11 protein-coding genes are annotated in these 14,539 nt (G+C 62.1%); 5 read left to right on the forward strand and 6 right to left on the reverse strand.

Annotated features, from left to right (window positions below; genetic code table 11):
* Positions 1-14 precede the first annotated feature (14 nt).
* Both D7I37_RS12110 and D7I37_RS12115 read left to right on the forward strand, forming a co-directional pair.
* Complete coding sequence (locus D7I37_RS12110; RefSeq protein ID WP_129543727.1) at positions 15-956, forward strand: ABC transporter substrate-binding protein; 942 nt, start codon at positions 15-17, stop codon at positions 954-956.
* Between the two features lie 58 nt (positions 957-1,014).
* On the forward strand, positions 1,015-1,701 hold the full coding sequence (locus D7I37_RS12115) for a D-lyxose/D-mannose family sugar isomerase (RefSeq protein ID WP_061796213.1): 687 nt from the start codon (positions 1,015-1,017) through the stop codon (positions 1,699-1,701).
* A gap of 55 nt (positions 1,702-1,756) precedes the next feature.
* Here D7I37_RS12115 and D7I37_RS12120 read toward each other — a convergent pair whose 3' ends face one another.
* Positions 1,757-2,491, reverse strand: a complete 735-nt coding sequence (locus D7I37_RS12120; RefSeq protein ID WP_129543728.1) for a response regulator — start codon at positions 2,489-2,491, stop codon at positions 1,757-1,759.
* A gap of 201 nt (positions 2,492-2,692) precedes the next feature.
* Between D7I37_RS12120 and mak the strand changes: the two genes are divergently transcribed.
* The gene (mak, locus tag D7I37_RS12125; RefSeq protein WP_061796215.1) at positions 2,693-3,601 is read left to right on the forward strand and encodes a fructokinase; all 909 of its coding nucleotides are present in this window, start codon (positions 2,693-2,695) and stop codon (positions 3,599-3,601) included.
* Positions 3,602-3,698: 97 nt separating this feature from the next.
* On the opposite strand, the gene licT is transcribed toward mak, so the two are convergent.
* The 3 genes from licT to D7I37_RS12140 form a co-directional block, all read right to left on the reverse strand.
* Positions 3,699-4,541, reverse strand: a complete 843-nt coding sequence (gene licT, locus D7I37_RS12130) for a BglG family transcription antiterminator LicT (protein WP_061796217.1) — start codon at positions 4,539-4,541, stop codon at positions 3,699-3,701.
* A 186-nt stretch (positions 4,542-4,727) separates the two neighbouring features.
* Complete coding sequence (eat, locus tag D7I37_RS12135) at positions 4,728-6,095, reverse strand: ethanolamine permease (RefSeq protein WP_061796387.1); 1,368 nt, start codon at positions 6,093-6,095, stop codon at positions 4,728-4,730.
* Between the two features lie 62 nt (positions 6,096-6,157).
* Positions 6,158-7,465 carry an aspartate aminotransferase family protein gene (locus D7I37_RS12140; RefSeq protein ID WP_061796218.1) on the reverse strand — a complete coding sequence of 436 codons (1,308 nt, stop codon included), beginning with the start codon at positions 7,463-7,465 and terminating at the stop codon, positions 6,158-6,160.
* Between the two features lie 252 nt (positions 7,466-7,717).
* Between D7I37_RS12140 and D7I37_RS12145 the strand changes: the two genes are divergently transcribed.
* Both D7I37_RS12145 and D7I37_RS12150 read left to right on the forward strand, forming a co-directional pair.
* Positions 7,718-8,728 (forward strand): phosphotransferase enzyme family protein, encoded by a 1,011-nt coding sequence (locus tag D7I37_RS12145; protein ID WP_061796219.1) that lies wholly within the window; start codon positions 7,718-7,720, stop codon positions 8,726-8,728.
* Positions 8,729-8,876: 148 nt separating this feature from the next.
* Positions 8,877-9,941: an AraC family transcriptional regulator gene (locus D7I37_RS12150; protein WP_129543729.1), complete on the forward strand. Its 1,065-nt coding sequence runs from the start codon at positions 8,877-8,879 to the stop codon at positions 9,939-9,941.
* Between the two features lie 4 nt (positions 9,942-9,945).
* On the opposite strand, the gene sbcC is transcribed toward D7I37_RS12150, so the two are convergent.
* Complete coding sequence (sbcC, locus tag D7I37_RS12155) at positions 9,946-13,197, reverse strand: exonuclease subunit SbcC (RefSeq protein ID WP_129543730.1); 3,252 nt, start codon at positions 13,195-13,197, stop codon at positions 9,946-9,948.
* A complete protein-coding gene (gene sbcD, locus D7I37_RS12160; RefSeq protein WP_129543731.1) occupies positions 13,194-14,426 on the reverse strand; it encodes an exonuclease subunit SbcD in 1,233 nt (410 codons plus the stop codon). The genes sbcC and sbcD overlap by 4 nt, the downstream gene beginning before the upstream one ends.
* Between the last annotated feature and the right edge of the window lie 113 nt (positions 14,427-14,539).

Here is a 14,539-nt window from a genome sequence, read left to right on the forward strand (position 1 = left end):
ACGAGGAAAACACTATGCGTTTCAAGCCATTGATTACCGTCTTGCTGGTGACCGCCGCGCTCGGCGGCGCCTCGCTGGCGCAGGCGAAAGAGCTGAAGTCGATCGGGGTGACGGTGGGCGATTTGGCCAACCCGTTCTTTGTGCAGATCACCAAGGGCGCCGAAATGAAGGCGCGCGAGCTGGCGGGCGACAAGGTCAACGTCACGCTGGTGTCGAGCGGCTACGATCTCGGCCAGCAGGTGGCGCAGATTGATAACTTCATCGCCGCCAAGGTCGATATGATCATCCTCAACGCGGCGGACTCCAAGGGCATCGGCCCGGCGGTGAAACGCGCCAAAGACGCCGGCATCGTGGTGGTGGCGGTCGACGTGGCGGCCGAAGGCGCCGACGCCACCATCACGTCGGACAACACCCAGGCCGGGGCGATGGCCTGCAAATACATCAGCGATCGCCTGAAGGAGCAAGGCAACGTGGTGATCATCAACGGCCCGCCGGTCTCTGCGGTGCAAAACCGGGTGGAAGGCTGCATGACCGAGCTGAAGAAGCACCCGCAGATCAAGCTGCTGTCTTATAACCAGAACGCCAAGGGCAGCCGCGAGGGCGGCCTGGAGATCATGACCTCGCTGCTGGCGGCCAATCCGAAGATCGACGGCGTATTCGCCATCAACGATCCGACGGCGATCGGCGCCGATCTGGCGGCCAAGCAGGCGCAGCGCAGCGAGTTCTTTATCGTCGGCGTGGACGGTTCGCCGGACGGCGAAGAGGCGCTGAAGCGCGGAAATTCGCTGTTCGTGGCGACGCCGGCGCAGGATCCGCAGGTGATGGCGGCCAAGGCGGTCGAGATCGGTTACGACATTCTGCAGGGCAAGCCGGCGCCGACCGCCCCGGTATTGATCCCGGTGACGATGATCGACAAAAACAATATCGCCACCTACAAGGGCTGGACGGTGAAATAACCTCCTGCCGCTCGGGGCCTGCGCGCAGCGGGCCCGCTTTACCGCTTCCGGAGGTGCCATGAATCGTTCCGAAGTGAACCGGATCCTGCAGCAAACCCAGCACTTCTTCGCCCGTTTCGATGTCCATTTGCCGCCCTTTGCCCACTTCAGCCCGCCGGCATGGCGCCGGCTCGACAGGCAGCCGTGGCAAGAGGTGTTCGACCTGAAGTTGGGCTGGGACGTCACCGCCTTTGGCGACGAGGATTTCGCCCGCTGCGGGCTGACGCTGTTTACCCTGCGCAACGGCTCGCCCGGCGGCCAGCCCTATGCCAAAGGCTATGCGGAGAAGGTGATGCACTGCCGCGAGGCGCAGGTGACGCCGATGCATTTTCACTGGCGCAAGCGGGAAGACATCATCAACCGCGGCGGCGGCAACCTGATCGTGGAGCTGCACAACGCCGATGGGCAGGAGCGGCTGGCCGAGGGGGCGGTGACCGTTACGCTGGACGGCTGCCGCCAGACCCATGCCGCGGGGTCGCGCCTGCGGCTGGCGCCGGGGGAAAGCATCTGCCTGACGCCGGGGATTTACCACAGTTTCTGGGGCGAGGAAGGCTTTGGCGACGTGCTGGTGGGCGAGGTGTCTTCGGTGAACGACGACGACCACGATAACCGCTTCCTGACGCCGCTTTCCCGCTATAGCCCGATTGAAGAGGACCAGCCGCCGCAGTGGCTGCTGTGCCATGAATATTTGCGCTTTATCGACTGAAGGACGACGAGAGGGCGCTGATTTCACCGGCGCATGCCGGAGCGGCCGGGCGCTATCAGGCGGCGGCCACCGGTTGGCTGACGTCGGCGGCGAACACGTAGCCCAATCCGCGAATGGTGCGGATCAGCTCAGGCTGGTGGGGATTGATCTCGATCTTGCGCCGCAGCCGCATGATCAGCACGTCGATGGTGCGATCGAACACCTCGAGCGTTTCGCTGTGGGTCAGTTCCAGCAGACGATCGCGCGTCAGCACCTTGCGGGCGTGCTGCACCAACGCCAGCAGCAGGCCATATTCGCCCTGGGTGAGATCGACGGTTTGCCGCTGCGGGTTCCGCAGGGTGCAGCGGGCGGTATCCAGGCACCAGCCGTTGAACTGCCAACCCTCGGCCCTGTGGCCGGCGGCCGGTTCCAGCGCCAGCGCGCCGGTGCGGCGCAGCACCGCCTTGGCGCGGGCGACCACCACGCGCGGGTTGAACGGCTTGGCGATGTAATCGTCGGCGCCCATTTCCAGGCCGACCACCATATCTGATTCGGCACCGAGGCCGGTCAGCATCACCACCGGCAGATCCGGCCGCTGGCGGTGGATCTGCTGCAGCACCAGCAGGCCGTTGGTGTCCGGCAGGATCAGATCGAGCAGCACCAACGCGATGTCCGGCTGCTGATCGAGCAAGGTTAAAGCGTCGCTGCCCCGGTGGCAGGCGTGAACGGTAAAGACGTGTTCATTGAGCACGTCGCGGAGCACGTCACAAATGGCGGGATCGTCATCGACGATCAATACGGCAGGTTTCATCGCTGCTCTCCGGATTTTATTATGAAGAATGTTATCGGATGGTTAAAAACAGTGTACCCGATGGCTAATTAATAAGCGGTAGCCGGGCGGGGATCTGATGCGGAAATTGCCATCGCCGTCACACTCGACGGTAATTGAGTGATCCCGAAAGCCGGTTACATTAGGCTGTGGCAACGCTGTGGTGCATTGAGGAGAAAAAACGTGCGCATTGGTATCGATTTGGGCGGCACTAAAATTGAAGTGATCGCGCTGGCGAACGACGGGCGGGAGCTGTTCCGCCATCGTATCGCCACGCCGCGCCACGACTATCGGCAAACGCTGGAGGCTATCGTGAGCCTGGTGAGGCTGGCGGAGGACAGTACCGGCCAGCAGGGCTCGGTCGGCGTCGGCATTCCCGGCACGCTGTCGCCGTTTACCGGGCTGGTGAAAAACGCCAACTCGGTGTGGCTCAACGGCCAGCCGCTGGATAAGGACCTGTCGGCGATGCTGGCGCGGGAGGTGCGCATCGCCAACGACGCCAACTGCCTGGCGGTATCGGAGGCCACCGACGGCGCCGGCGCCGGCAAGAAAACCGTGTTTGCGGTGATTATCGGCACCGGCTGCGGTTCCGGAGTGGCGCTTAACGGCCAGGCGCATTCGGGCGGCAACGGCATCGCCGGCGAGTGGGGGCACAATCCGCTGCCCTGGATGGATGAAGACGAGCTGCGTTACCGCAGCGAAGTGCCGTGCTACTGCGGCAAACAGGGCTGCATCGAGACCTTTATTTCCGGCACCGGCTTCGCCACCGACTATGCGCGCCTGAGCGGCAATCCGCTGCCGGGCCATGAAATTATGGCGCTGGCCGGGCGCGGCGATGCCCTGGCGGAGCGGGCGATCGGCCGTTATGAAATGCGCCTGGCGAAATCGCTGGCTCAGGTGATCAATATTCTCGATCCCGACGTGGTGGTGCTCGGCGGCGGCATGAGCAATGTGGATCGCCTGTATCAAAACGTCCCGCAGCGGGTGAAGTCCTGGGTGTTCGGCGGTGAATGCGAGACGCCGATCCGCAAGGCGGTCCACGGCGATTCCAGCGGCGTGCGCGGCGCGGCCTGGCTGTGGCCGCAGCTGTAATTCCGGCTTAAGGCGCGGGCCCGCTCGCGCTTCTTGTTCGCGCCAACAGGCACGCAGCCAAATCCACTCAGCGCGCGTCGGCGGGCATCGCCGAAGATTATTTCACCTCGCTTTCGCTGCGCACCCGTTCGATATGGATGGTCAGGAACATCGTCTCTTCGCTGGTCAGCCGGTGCTGATAATTTTTTTCGACGTGCCGGTTAATTTTTCCGGCGCAGGCGAATGACTCGCGGTATTTTTCCTTCACTACCTGATAGAGCGAATCGTCGTCGCTGTCGACGTAGTTTTTCCCCAGCAGCCGTTGGGCGAAGAATTTCAGATGGGTGACAAAGCGGTGGTAGCTCAACGCCTCTTCGTTGTAATCGAAACGGAAATGGTATTTGACGATGTTGAGGATCTCTTGCATCACGCGGGTGATGTGCAGGGTGTTGTGCATTTCGTCGTTGAGCTGGGCGTTGACCAGGTGCAGCGCGATAAAGCCGGCTTCGTCTTCCGGCAGGGCCGTTTCCAGCCGCTGGGCAATCAGCGCCAGGGCCTCCCGCCCGACGGCGAATTCGGCCGGATAGAGCTTTTTAATCTCCCACAGCAGCGCGTTCCTGATATCCAGCCCCTGCGCATGGCGCTGCAGCGCGAAGTGGATATGGTCGGTCAGCGTGATGTAGACGATGTTGTGCAGCTTGCCCGGCAGGCGCTGGCGGGCGAGGGTGATGATCTGGTCGGCGGTGGCCACGCAGGCCAGCGGGATCTCCGCCAGCAGCTCCTTGTAGCGTTCGGCCATCTCGCCGCCATTGAGGGAAAACACCTTTTCGATCAGGCTTTCGTCCAGCGCGTCGCCGGCCTTCTTTTTAAAGCCGATGCCTCGCCCCATCACCACCGTCTCTTCCTGACGGTCGTTCAGCGTAATCACCACGTTATTATTGAGTATTTTAGCGATTTTCATGGTTATTCCCGGATGTTTCAGCGCGCTGAAAACCAAAAAACCCGACGCCCGGAAGCGATCCCGGGCGTCAGGTTTTGCCTGTATCTTGGGTTATCTACAGTAACAATCCTGTTATCAAGGCATGATAACCCTTGGCGATGCCGGCTCAACGGTTTTCACCGCGGACTGCCGCCGCGGTCACATTTCTCAGTCACTGCCGGACAGCATCAGGTCCCGGGGCGCATTGCGACGCTGGTTTTTGGTCAGCAGGAAATAGAGGTAGCCGCAGGCCATCAGAGCAATGAACAGCCCACCAATGACCGGGTTAAACCACAGCATGGCGATCAGACAGATCAGCGCTAATACCAGCGCGATCGCCGGCACCAACGGATACCCGGGAGCCAAAAAGCTGCGATCCAGTTCCGGTGCGATACGGCGCAGTTTGAACAGGCTAAGCATGCTCATCAGATACATTACGATGGCGCCGAACACCGCCATCGTGATCATCGCCGCGGTCAGGCTCATGCCCTGGAGATTGATCCAGCCATCGCTGAAGATGGCGGCGATGCCGATCGCGCCGCCGGCCAGGATTGCGCGGTGCGGCGTTTGAAATCGTGACAGTTTGGCCAAAGAGGTCGGCAGATACCCGGCGCGCGCCAGTGCGAAGAACTGGCGTGAATAGCCGAGAATAATGCCATGGAAGCTGGCTACCAGGCCGAACAGGCCAATCCATACCAGCATGTGCATCCAGCCGGAGTTTTCACCGACAACCATTTTCATCGCCTGCGGCAGCGGATCGTTGATGTTTGACAGCTTGCTCCAGTCACCGGCGCCGCCCGCCAGCAGCATCACGCCCAAGGCCAATACCACCAGCGTCAGAATACCGGATATATAGGCGCGTGGAATGGTGCGCTTGGGATCCTTCGCCTCTTCCGCCGCCATGGCTGCCCCTTCGATAGCCAAGAAGAACCAGATGGCGAAAGGGATGGCGGCGAAGATGCCGGATAACGCAGCGCCGCCGAAATGATCGCTGCCCGCCCAACCGTTGAGAACGAAATTGCTGAAACTGAAGCCCGGTGCCACAACGCCCATAAATACCAGCAGTTCGAATACCGCCAATACCGTGACGCACAGTTCAAACAGCGCCGCCAGTTTTACGCCGAGAATATTCAGCGTCATAAAGATTGCATAGGCGCCTACGGCCGCCCATTTGGGATTGAGCGCCGGGTATTGCACGTTGAGGTAAGCTCCGATCGCCATGGCGATCGCCGGCGGCGCGAATACGAACTCCACCAGCGTCGCCAGTCCGGCGATCAGGCCGCCGGTTTCGCCAAAGGCGCGACGGCTGTAGGCGAAAGGCCCGCCTGCGTGAGGAATGGCGGTGGTCAACTCGGTAAAGCTGAAGATAAAGCAGCCGTACATGGTGGCGACCAGCAGGGTAGTGATCAGAAAACCGAGCGTTCCCGCCACCCCCCAACCGTAGCTCCAGCCAAAATACTCCCCGGAAATCACCAGCCCAACGGCAATCCCCCAAAGGTGCAGGGTGCCCAGAGTGGGCTTAAGTTGCATTGTCATGTCGCTCTCCCGATCGAAAAGGGTGCATAACCGGCCGAAGCGCTGCGCCGGCGCCGTGGTTGTCATTTGCTCAACACTTTCTCCAGACTGCTCACCAGAATCTCCGCGTGCTCACAGTTAAACACCAGCGGGGGGCGGATTTTCAATATGTTGGCATCGGGGCCCGAGGCGCCGATCAGCACGCCTTCTTCCCGCAGGGCGTTCACCGTCCTGAGCGCTGCCGCAGAGTCCGGTCGGCCCTCGGCGTCAACAAAATCTACGCTGACGAACAGCCCGGCGCCTCGAACATCGCCAATGGCAGCAAAACGCGACTGCAGTGCGCGAATGCCCTCGACAATCGCGTTACCTGCGCGCCGCACGCTCGGGATCAGGTTTTCCTGCTCGATCACTTCCAGCACCGCCAGACCGACCGCCGAAGAAACGGTATTGCCGGCAAAAGTGTTGAAGTAGCTCGATTCGCTGCCGAAGCGCTGCAGGATCTCCGGCTTGATGGTGATGCCCGCCATCGGATGGCCGTTGCCCATGGGCTTGCCCAGCGAGACGATGTCCGGCACCAGCCCATGACGCTGGAAGCCCCACATATGTTCGCCGGAGCGGCCGTAGCCCGGCTGCACTTCATCGGCGATATACAGCCCCCCGGCCTGGCGAACCGCGTCCACCGCCTCGCGCAGAAAACCTGGCGGATCGAAAAAACCCCCATCGCTGGTAAAGAAGGTGTCCACCAGCAATGCTGCAGGTTTTATGCCATGACGGCGCATGTCCTCCAAAGCGGTGCGTACGTCGGCGGCGAAACGTTTGCCCACCTCGGCAGGATTAGCGGGATTATGCACCGGTGCCGGGATCACTCTGGCGTCACGCCCCACCTTTACGTAGGGGCCCATAGAGGCGGAAAGCGCCGCGATAGAGGCGGTCATGCCGTGATAGGAGTACTCGGTGACGATCACGCCGGTACCGCCGGTGTAGTCTTCCGCAATGCGCAGAGCCAGATCGTTGGCCTCGCTGCCGGTGCAGGTAAACATCACCTGGCTCAACGCCGGCGGCATGGTGCCAAGCAATTTCTCGGCGAAGTCCAGTACGTTCTCATGCAGATAGCGGGTATGCGTGTTGAGCAGCGAGGCTTGGCGACACAGCGCCGCCACCACGTGCGGATGGCAGTGGCCAACCGACGGCACGTTGTTGTACACGTCCAGATAACGCCGCCCCTCGGCGTCATGCACCCAGACGCCTTCGCCGCGCACCAGATGCAACGGGTTCTGATAAAACAGCTCGTAGGCCGGGCCGAGCAGTCGGCGGCGGCGTTCGATCATCGCCAGGGTGGCCGGCGCGAGACCGCTACCGGCGGCCGCGTCAAAGGCATTGGTTTTCAGCATGGGGAAATCTCCAGTTTGTAGGTCCGCAAGGCAAAGATGAAGGCTTGCCCCCATCGAGGCGGGTCGTTTGATAATGCCCATGAGGCAAGGGCAAGACTTGACCCCGGATGGGCGACCGGCGGCATTGGCGGTCAACTTTTGTCCGATCCGCCGATCGCTGGGCCATAAAGTCAAAATTTGGGGTTCCGAGGTCAAGCGAGGTGAAAGGGGGCATTTCATGCTGGAAGGCCACTGATTCATGGAGTACGCCCTATGACAGCAACACAGTACGACACTTTGGATAACCAGACGCTGCAGCAGCTTGCCGAACGGGGCCTGCGGCATTACCCCTTATCGCTCAATGGCCGGCTGAGGTTGCTGTGCCGTTCTGAAAATGCCACCTTCCGGCTGGATAGCGATGATGGTCGGCGTTTTGCGCTGCGCCTTCACCGCGCTAATTACCATCGGCGCGATGAGATCGAAAGCGAGTTGAGCTGGCTGGACGCGCTGAACGAACAGGGCATCCAGGTGCCACAGGCGGTTCGCGGAGCCGACGGCGAGCGGGTGCAAAACGTGGTTCTGGAGGATGGATCCGTGCGCCACCTGGTGATTTTCGATTGGATCGACGGTGAAATGCCGACTACCGGGGTTGATCCCCGAGCCTTCTTGCGGCTTGGCGAGATCACCGCGCAGTTGCATCAACATAGCCGCACTTGGCGGCCGCCGGCGGGGTTCAGGCGGATTGTCTGGGATCATCCCTCGATGATCGGAGAAAAAGGGCACTGGGGTTGTTGGCGGGAGGCGCCGTATCTGGCGAGGGCCAGCCATCGGCTCATTGAAGAAGCGCTGGTGCGGGTGAATGACGAACTGTTGGCCTATGGTCAGGCACCCCAGCGTTACGGGCTGATCCACGCCGACCTGCGGTTGAGCAATCTGCTGTTGCAAGGGGAGGAAACGCGGGTCATTGACTTCGATGACTGTGGTTTTGGCTGGTATTTGCATGATCTGGCGGCGGCGATCAGCTTTGTCGAACATCATCCGCGGGCGCAGGAGTGGGTCGCGCATTGGTTGGCAGGCTATCAACATATCTGCCCGTTAGATGAGCGCGATCTGGCTATGGTGCCAACGTTTATCATCCAGCGGCGCATTCAGCTTTTAGCCTGGGCGGGTTCCCATGCGGAAACTGAAATGGCGCGTAGCCTGGGCGATGGTTGGGCGACGGACAGCGTGCGCTTGTGTCGCCGCTACCTGGAAACCGACCTTCTGCCCGTCGGCTCCCTCTAAGAGCGCACCAAAAGTAGGCGGCACGGCGGCGAAAATGCGCATTTTTGGTGATTTGTCTTCCGCCGGTGAGAGGCTCAAGAGTGGCGCGCCAAGCTGGTATGGAAGTTGCTTTTCTTTCTGCAACCTGACAACCACCGTGGGGTGAAACATGCAGACGGCGCTTTCCCGCCAACCGGGAGTGGTCACTCATCTGGAAGCCGGCCTGATGCAAGGCAATCGCGGCGTTCTGGCCGCCGCCGCCAGCGGCCTGAGCGAGTTTATTCGGCACAAGGGAGGGGATGCCGATCGGATTTTCGGCATTGCCGGCATTGACGAGCGGATGCTGAGTTGCCCGACACTCAGCATTGGTCTGAGCAACTATTGTCAGGCGCTGGAGCAGGCGGCGCGCTATTCCGGTTGTGATAATTTCGGTTTGCACTACGGGCAGCAGTTCAGGCCGCAATCGTTAGGCCTGATCGGCTATGTCGGCCTGTGTTCGCCTACCGTGGAGTCGGCGTTGAAGAATCTGGTGGCGGCCTTCCCCCATCATCAGCACAGCACGCTGACGCGCTTGGTGGACCGGGGAGATCACTATCGCTTCGACTACCAGGTACAGCATGGCGGAATTTTATGTAAGCGGCAGGATGCCGAACTGACATTGGGGATGGTGATGAATCTGATTCGCCACTCACTGGGTAAACGCTGGTCGCCGCGAGAGGTCCATTTTGAACATCCGCGCCCGGCCAGTTGGCATGAGCACTGTAAAGGGTTCGACGCGCCGGTGTATTTCGATCAACCCTATAATTCGTTGCTTCTGCCGAAGCGCGATCTCGGTAGGGCGATGCCGGAACAAGACGGTATTTTGTTGATGGTGGTACAAGACGCTATCTGCCGGCTGAATGCCCATACGCCGGCACAGACGCTGGTGGACGGCACCCGCGCACAGCTGCGCTTGGCATTGTTGAGCGGCGAGCCGGTATTGGAAAACATCGCCGAAAAGCTCGGCATGTCTGCCGGCTCGCTGCAACGCCGCTTGCGCGAACAGGGGCTGACTTTCACCTCGCTGGTGGATAAGGTGCGCTGTGAGCTGGCGACCCATTATTTGCAACAGCGGCACCTGCCGATTTCCGAACTGGCGCTGCTGTTGGGCTATTCCGAGGTCAGCGCGTTTTCGCGGGCCTTTCGCCGTTGGTTTGGCATCAGCCCGCGCCAGTGGCGACAGGCGCCGGTTTGAACTGCTATTCCAGCCGGAACTGAGGCTCCAGCCGGCTGATGCCGAGGCCGTTGACCTTTTTCACCTTGATTTGCACCGGAATACGCTCCTTCATCGCTTCGACGTGGCTGATCACGCCGATGGTCTTGCCGGAGGCGTTGAGGCTGTCCAGCGCATCCAGCGCGGTATCGAGGGTTTCGGCGTCCAGCGTGCCGAAGCCTTCGTCGAGGAACAGCGAGTCGATGCTGGTTTTGTGGCTCACCAGGTCGGACAGCGCCAGCGCCAGCGCCAGGCTGACCAGGAAGCTCTCGCCGCCGGACAGGGTGCGAGTGTCGCGCAGCGCATCCGCCTGCCAGGTATCCACCACCTGCAGCTCCAGCGCGTCGCTGGTTTTGCGTTGCAGCAGGTAGCGCCCGTGCAGCCGGCCGAGCTGGTTATTGGCCAGGTAAACCAGATGATCGAGCGTCAGCCCCTGGGCGAAGCGGCGGAATTTGTCGCCCTCTTTGGAGCCGATCAGCTGGTTGAGATAGCTCCAGTCGTCGTACTGCCGTTGGCTCTGGGTGATTTGCTCGAACAGCGACTGCTGATTGAGGCGGCGGGCGGCATCGCTCTCCAGCTGGTTGCGCACCTCGCCTTGCCGCAGCTGCAGCGCCTTCAGCTGCTGCGCCAGTGCGGCCAGCGCCTGGCTGAGGGCGTCGGCGTCGGCGACGGTTTCATCCATCCCTTCAGGGCGGTTTTGCAGCAGCTGCTCCAGAGACTGCGCGGCCTGCGCCAACAGCGCGGCGGCCTCCACCTGCCGCTGTTGCAGCCGCTCTTTGCGCTGCTGCAATTCGCGGCGCAGGGCGTCGTCCAGCAGTGCGGCGCTAAAGGCGGCTTCGTCGGCGAATTCGCTGTCGGCCAGCGCCTGCAGCCAGTGCTGTTCCGCCTGTCGCAGCCGCTCCTGCATCTGGCTGTGCTGTTGTTGCAGCCCGGCCTGCTGGCCGGCCAGGCGTTCGCGCAGTTCCTGCGCCTTTTGCCACTGCTCGGCGGCCTGAGCACTGGCCTGTTCGCAGGCGGTTTGTTTGGCGCGCAGCTGTTCGCGCACCTGAGCGACCTGCTGTTCGCCGAACAGCGCCAGCCGCTGTGCGCGACGTTCGGCGAGGGTTTTCTCGCCTTCTTGCCAGCGTTGTTGCAGGTCTTGCTGCTGTTGCAGGCTGTCGGCATGGGTTTTCTGCAGCAGCGTAAAGCGCTCTTCGAGCAGCGCCAGCTGTTGCTGCGCCTGCTGCTGTTGCGTTTGCAGAGCGGCGAGCGCGTCTTTCGCCTGTTGTACCGCCTGTGCCGCCTGTTCATGCTGCTGCAGCGCCTGTTGCCCGCGCCGCTCTTCATCGTCGCAGCCGTTCAGCCAGGCGCTGAGTTGCTCGCCATCCGCCAGCGCAAAGTCGAATGCCAACGGCGCGCTGAGCTGCTGCCACTGTTGCCGTTGGGCGGCCAGCTGCTGTTCATCCTGCGCGATAGCCTGTTGCTGGCGCTGCAATTGCTGTTGCAAGTTGTCGTAACGGGCTCGCAGTTCGACGCCCTGTTTTTGCAATGCTTCGGTCTGGATTTTCATTTGTTCCAGACGTTGCGCAGTTTCTGACAGCTTTACCTCTTGATATTGTTCTACCGCCGGATGCCGGCACGAGCCGCACAGTGGGCAGGGAGCGTCGGGCTGCAAACGTGCGCGCTCGGCTTCCAGACCAACGATCCGTTGTTCCAGCGCATACGTTTTTTCAACATCGGCCTGATGGGCTTTCTGCTGCTTAAATTGCTGACGGACGAGTTCCAGCTGTGGCTCCAACCGGGTCAGTTCACTTTGACCGGTGTGCAACTCTTGCCGCTGCTGTTCCAGTCGTTTAACGGTTTGCTGTGATAAGGAAGAGAGCGTGAACAGCTGCTGGCGCGTCGGGCGCAGATCCGCCAGGGCGCTCAGGCGCTGGCGCAGCGGGGCCAGCGGCGTTTGCGTCTCCAGCGTTTGCTGCTGCCGTTGTTGAACGGCCAGCGCTTCGGTCAGCGCGTTCAGGCGCTGCTGATGCTGCGCCCCCTGCGTCGTCAGCTGGCCGCGCTGGACGCTGAGCTGCTCCAGCGCCGCCCGCTGCTGGGCGCACTGCTGCGCGGCGGTATCGCCGGCCTGCCGCCGCTCGGCCTGCGTCGACTGCAGTTGGGCTATCTGGTGATCGAGCGGCGCGACCTGCTCATCGATCAGCCGTTGCTGTTGCCGCATCCGTTCGGCATGGGCTTGCTGCGCCAGGCGGGTTTTCTCCACCGCCTGCTGCAGCGGCGTCAGCTGCGCCGAGTGCCGTTCCTGTTGCTGCATCAGCAGGGCTGCCTGCTGTTGTATCGTCTGCAGCTCGGCACGGCAGCGATCGCGTTCGTTGCGCAGCGGGCGCAGCTGTTCGGCCGGTTCGCTGCGCGCCAATTGCCGCAGCTGCGGGGCGGCGTCGGCCTGTTCGCGCTGCACGCCGTCCAGCTGCCGTTGGCTGTTATCCCGCTGCAGCCGGAGGCGCTGCCACTGCTGCAGCCAGCCCAGCGCCTGTTGCTGCCGCTGATTCTGCCGGCTGAGCGCCTGCTCCTCCGTCGCCAGCTCCGCCTGCAGGGTGGCCAACCGTTGGCGCTGCTCGTCGTTCAGCAGCTCGATGCCGCTGGCGCGCTGGTGCAGCGCATCCAGATCGGCCTTGGCCTGCTTGTGCCGTTCGAACACCTGCTCCGACAGGCGGCCGTAAATCTCGGTGCCGGTCAGCTCTTCCAGCAGCTCGGCGCGGTCATTGGCGTCGGCGTTGAGGAAGGCGGCGAACTGCCCCTGGGACAGCATCATCGACTTGGTGAAGCGGCCGAAATCCAGCCCGGTGATGGCGGCGGTCAGCTCCAGCTTGTCGCGCACCTTGTCCGCCAGGATCTTGCCGTCCTCGCGCAGCGCCAGCTCGACCTTCGGCGCCTGCAGGTTGCCGTCCGGGGCGTTTTTGGCCCGGCGCTGGCTCCAGAAGGCGCGGTAGCCGATCCCCTTCACCTCAAACTCCACCTCCGCCAGCGACTCGGCGGTGTGGCGGGTCATCAGTTCGTTCTGGCTCGGGGTCACGTTGAGGCGCGGCGTCTGGTGATACAGCGCCAGGCAAATGGCGTCCAGCAGGGTGGTCTTGCCCGCGCCGGTCGGCCCGGTGATGGCGAATAACCCATTGCTGGCGAAAGGTTCGGCGGTGAAGTCGATTTTCCACTCACCCTGCAATGAGTTGAGGTTCTTTAACCGCAGGCTGAGAATTTTCATTGGTCCGCCTCCCGTTGAGGATGCCGCACCTCATCGACCACCTGATGGAACATCTGGCGCATCCGCTGCTGACGCGCTTCGGCCATCTCCGGCTCCTGCGCCAGCCGCCGTTCAAACACTTCGCTGACGCTCAGCTCGTTGAGCGTTTCCTTATCCTGCTGTTCGATCGCCTGGCGGCGCTGCTCCTTGCCGCGCCGCAGCAGCACCACCTCCACCGGCAGCTCATCCGCCAGCAGCTGGATGCGGCGCTGAATGTCGCTGAGGTAGTCCTGGGTCGCCACCTCGATATCCAGCCATACCGGCAATTCGCCTTGATAATCGGCGAACTGCCGCAGTTGTTGCTCTATCTGCGGCAAATCGCCCTTGATCAGCCGCATAGGCTGGAAGCTGGGGATCTCCAGCGGCGTCACCTGCTGCAGGGCGCCGGCGGCGAAGTCGACCATGAACACGCTTTTGGCCTTGCCCAGTTCATCGAAGCTGAGCGGGATAGGCGAGCCGCTGTAGCGAATATGCTCCGACTTGGCGACGTTTTGCGCGCGATGAATATGGCCCAGCGCAATGTAGTCGGCGGGGGGAAACGCCTGCGCCGGGAAGGCGTCCAGCGTGCCGATGTAGATATCGCGCACCGAGTCGGAGGCGGTGACGCCGACGGTGGTCAGGTGGCCGGTGGCGACGATCGGCAGCGGCAATCCCAGTTGGTCGCGGCGGTCGCAGGCCGCCCGATACAGCGCCTGATAATGTTCGGCGATCGCTTCCTGCAGCGCCAGCTGCTTCTGCGCGCCGGATTCGCCGGCGCGGCTGGTGAGCAGGTCGCGCGGCCGCAGGAACGGGATGGCGCACAACACCGCGCCCGGCTGGCCGTCGCGTTGGTTCAGCACCAGAATTTGCCGTTCGATGTCGCTCTGCGCGTTGGCGATCACCGTCGCGTTCAGGCAGGAAAGCAGCTCGCGCGATTCGTTCAGCGTCGCCACCGAGTCGTGGTTGCCGCCCAGCACCACCAGCTGGCAGCCGGTGCGCCGCAGCTCCACCACAAAGCGGTTATACAGCTCGCGGGCGTAGCTGGGCGGGGAGCCGGTATCGAACAGGTCGCCGGCGACGATCAGCGCATCCACCTGCTGTTGTTCGATCCGTTCGATCAGCCAGCGCAAGAAAGCCTGATGCTCGGCGGCGCGGCTCTTGGTGAAAAAGTACTGGCCAAGATGCCAGTCAGAGGTGTGGATCAGGCGCATGACACTCCCGGGGCGATAAGGTAATGGCGAGGATTATAAAGGGCGCGGCAGCGGCTGTCGTGACGCAATCATTATGACAACCGAATGATTTTTCTTTTATGTAAAAAATAATC

Origin of the sequence: Serratia sp. 1D1416 (genome assembly GCF_003641105.1) — a bacterium.
GTDB lineage: Bacteria > Pseudomonadota > Gammaproteobacteria > Enterobacterales > Enterobacteriaceae > Serratia > Serratia ficaria.

Coding starts and splice junctions, on each gene's coding strand:
- D7I37_RS12145 (WP_061796219.1), top strand. CDS start 7,718: ATGACAGCAACACAGTACGACACTTTGGATAACCAGACGCTGCAGCAG.
- sbcC (WP_129543730.1), bottom strand. CDS start 13,197: ATGAAAATTCTCAGCCTGCGGTTAAAGAACCTCAACTCATTGCAGGGT.
- sbcD (WP_129543731.1), bottom strand. CDS start 14,426: ATGCGCCTGATCCACACCTCTGACTGGCATCTTGGCCAGTACTTTTTC.
- D7I37_RS12150 (WP_129543729.1), top strand. CDS start 8,877: ATGCAGACGGCGCTTTCCCGCCAACCGGGAGTGGTCACTCATCTGGAA.
- D7I37_RS12140 (WP_061796218.1), bottom strand. CDS start 7,465: ATGCTGAAAACCAATGCCTTTGACGCGGCCGCCGGTAGCGGTCTCGCG.
- D7I37_RS12115 (WP_061796213.1), top strand. CDS start 1,015: ATGAATCGTTCCGAAGTGAACCGGATCCTGCAGCAAACCCAGCACTTC.
- licT (WP_061796217.1), bottom strand. CDS start 4,541: ATGAAAATCGCTAAAATACTCAATAATAACGTGGTGATTACGCTGAAC.
- D7I37_RS12120 (WP_129543728.1), bottom strand. CDS start 2,491: ATGAAACCTGCCGTATTGATCGTCGATGACGATCCCGCCATTTGTGAC.
- eat (WP_061796387.1), bottom strand. CDS start 6,095: ATGACAATGCAACTTAAGCCCACTCTGGGCACCCTGCACCTTTGGGGG.
- D7I37_RS12110 (WP_129543727.1), top strand. CDS start 15: ATGCGTTTCAAGCCATTGATTACCGTCTTGCTGGTGACCGCCGCGCTC.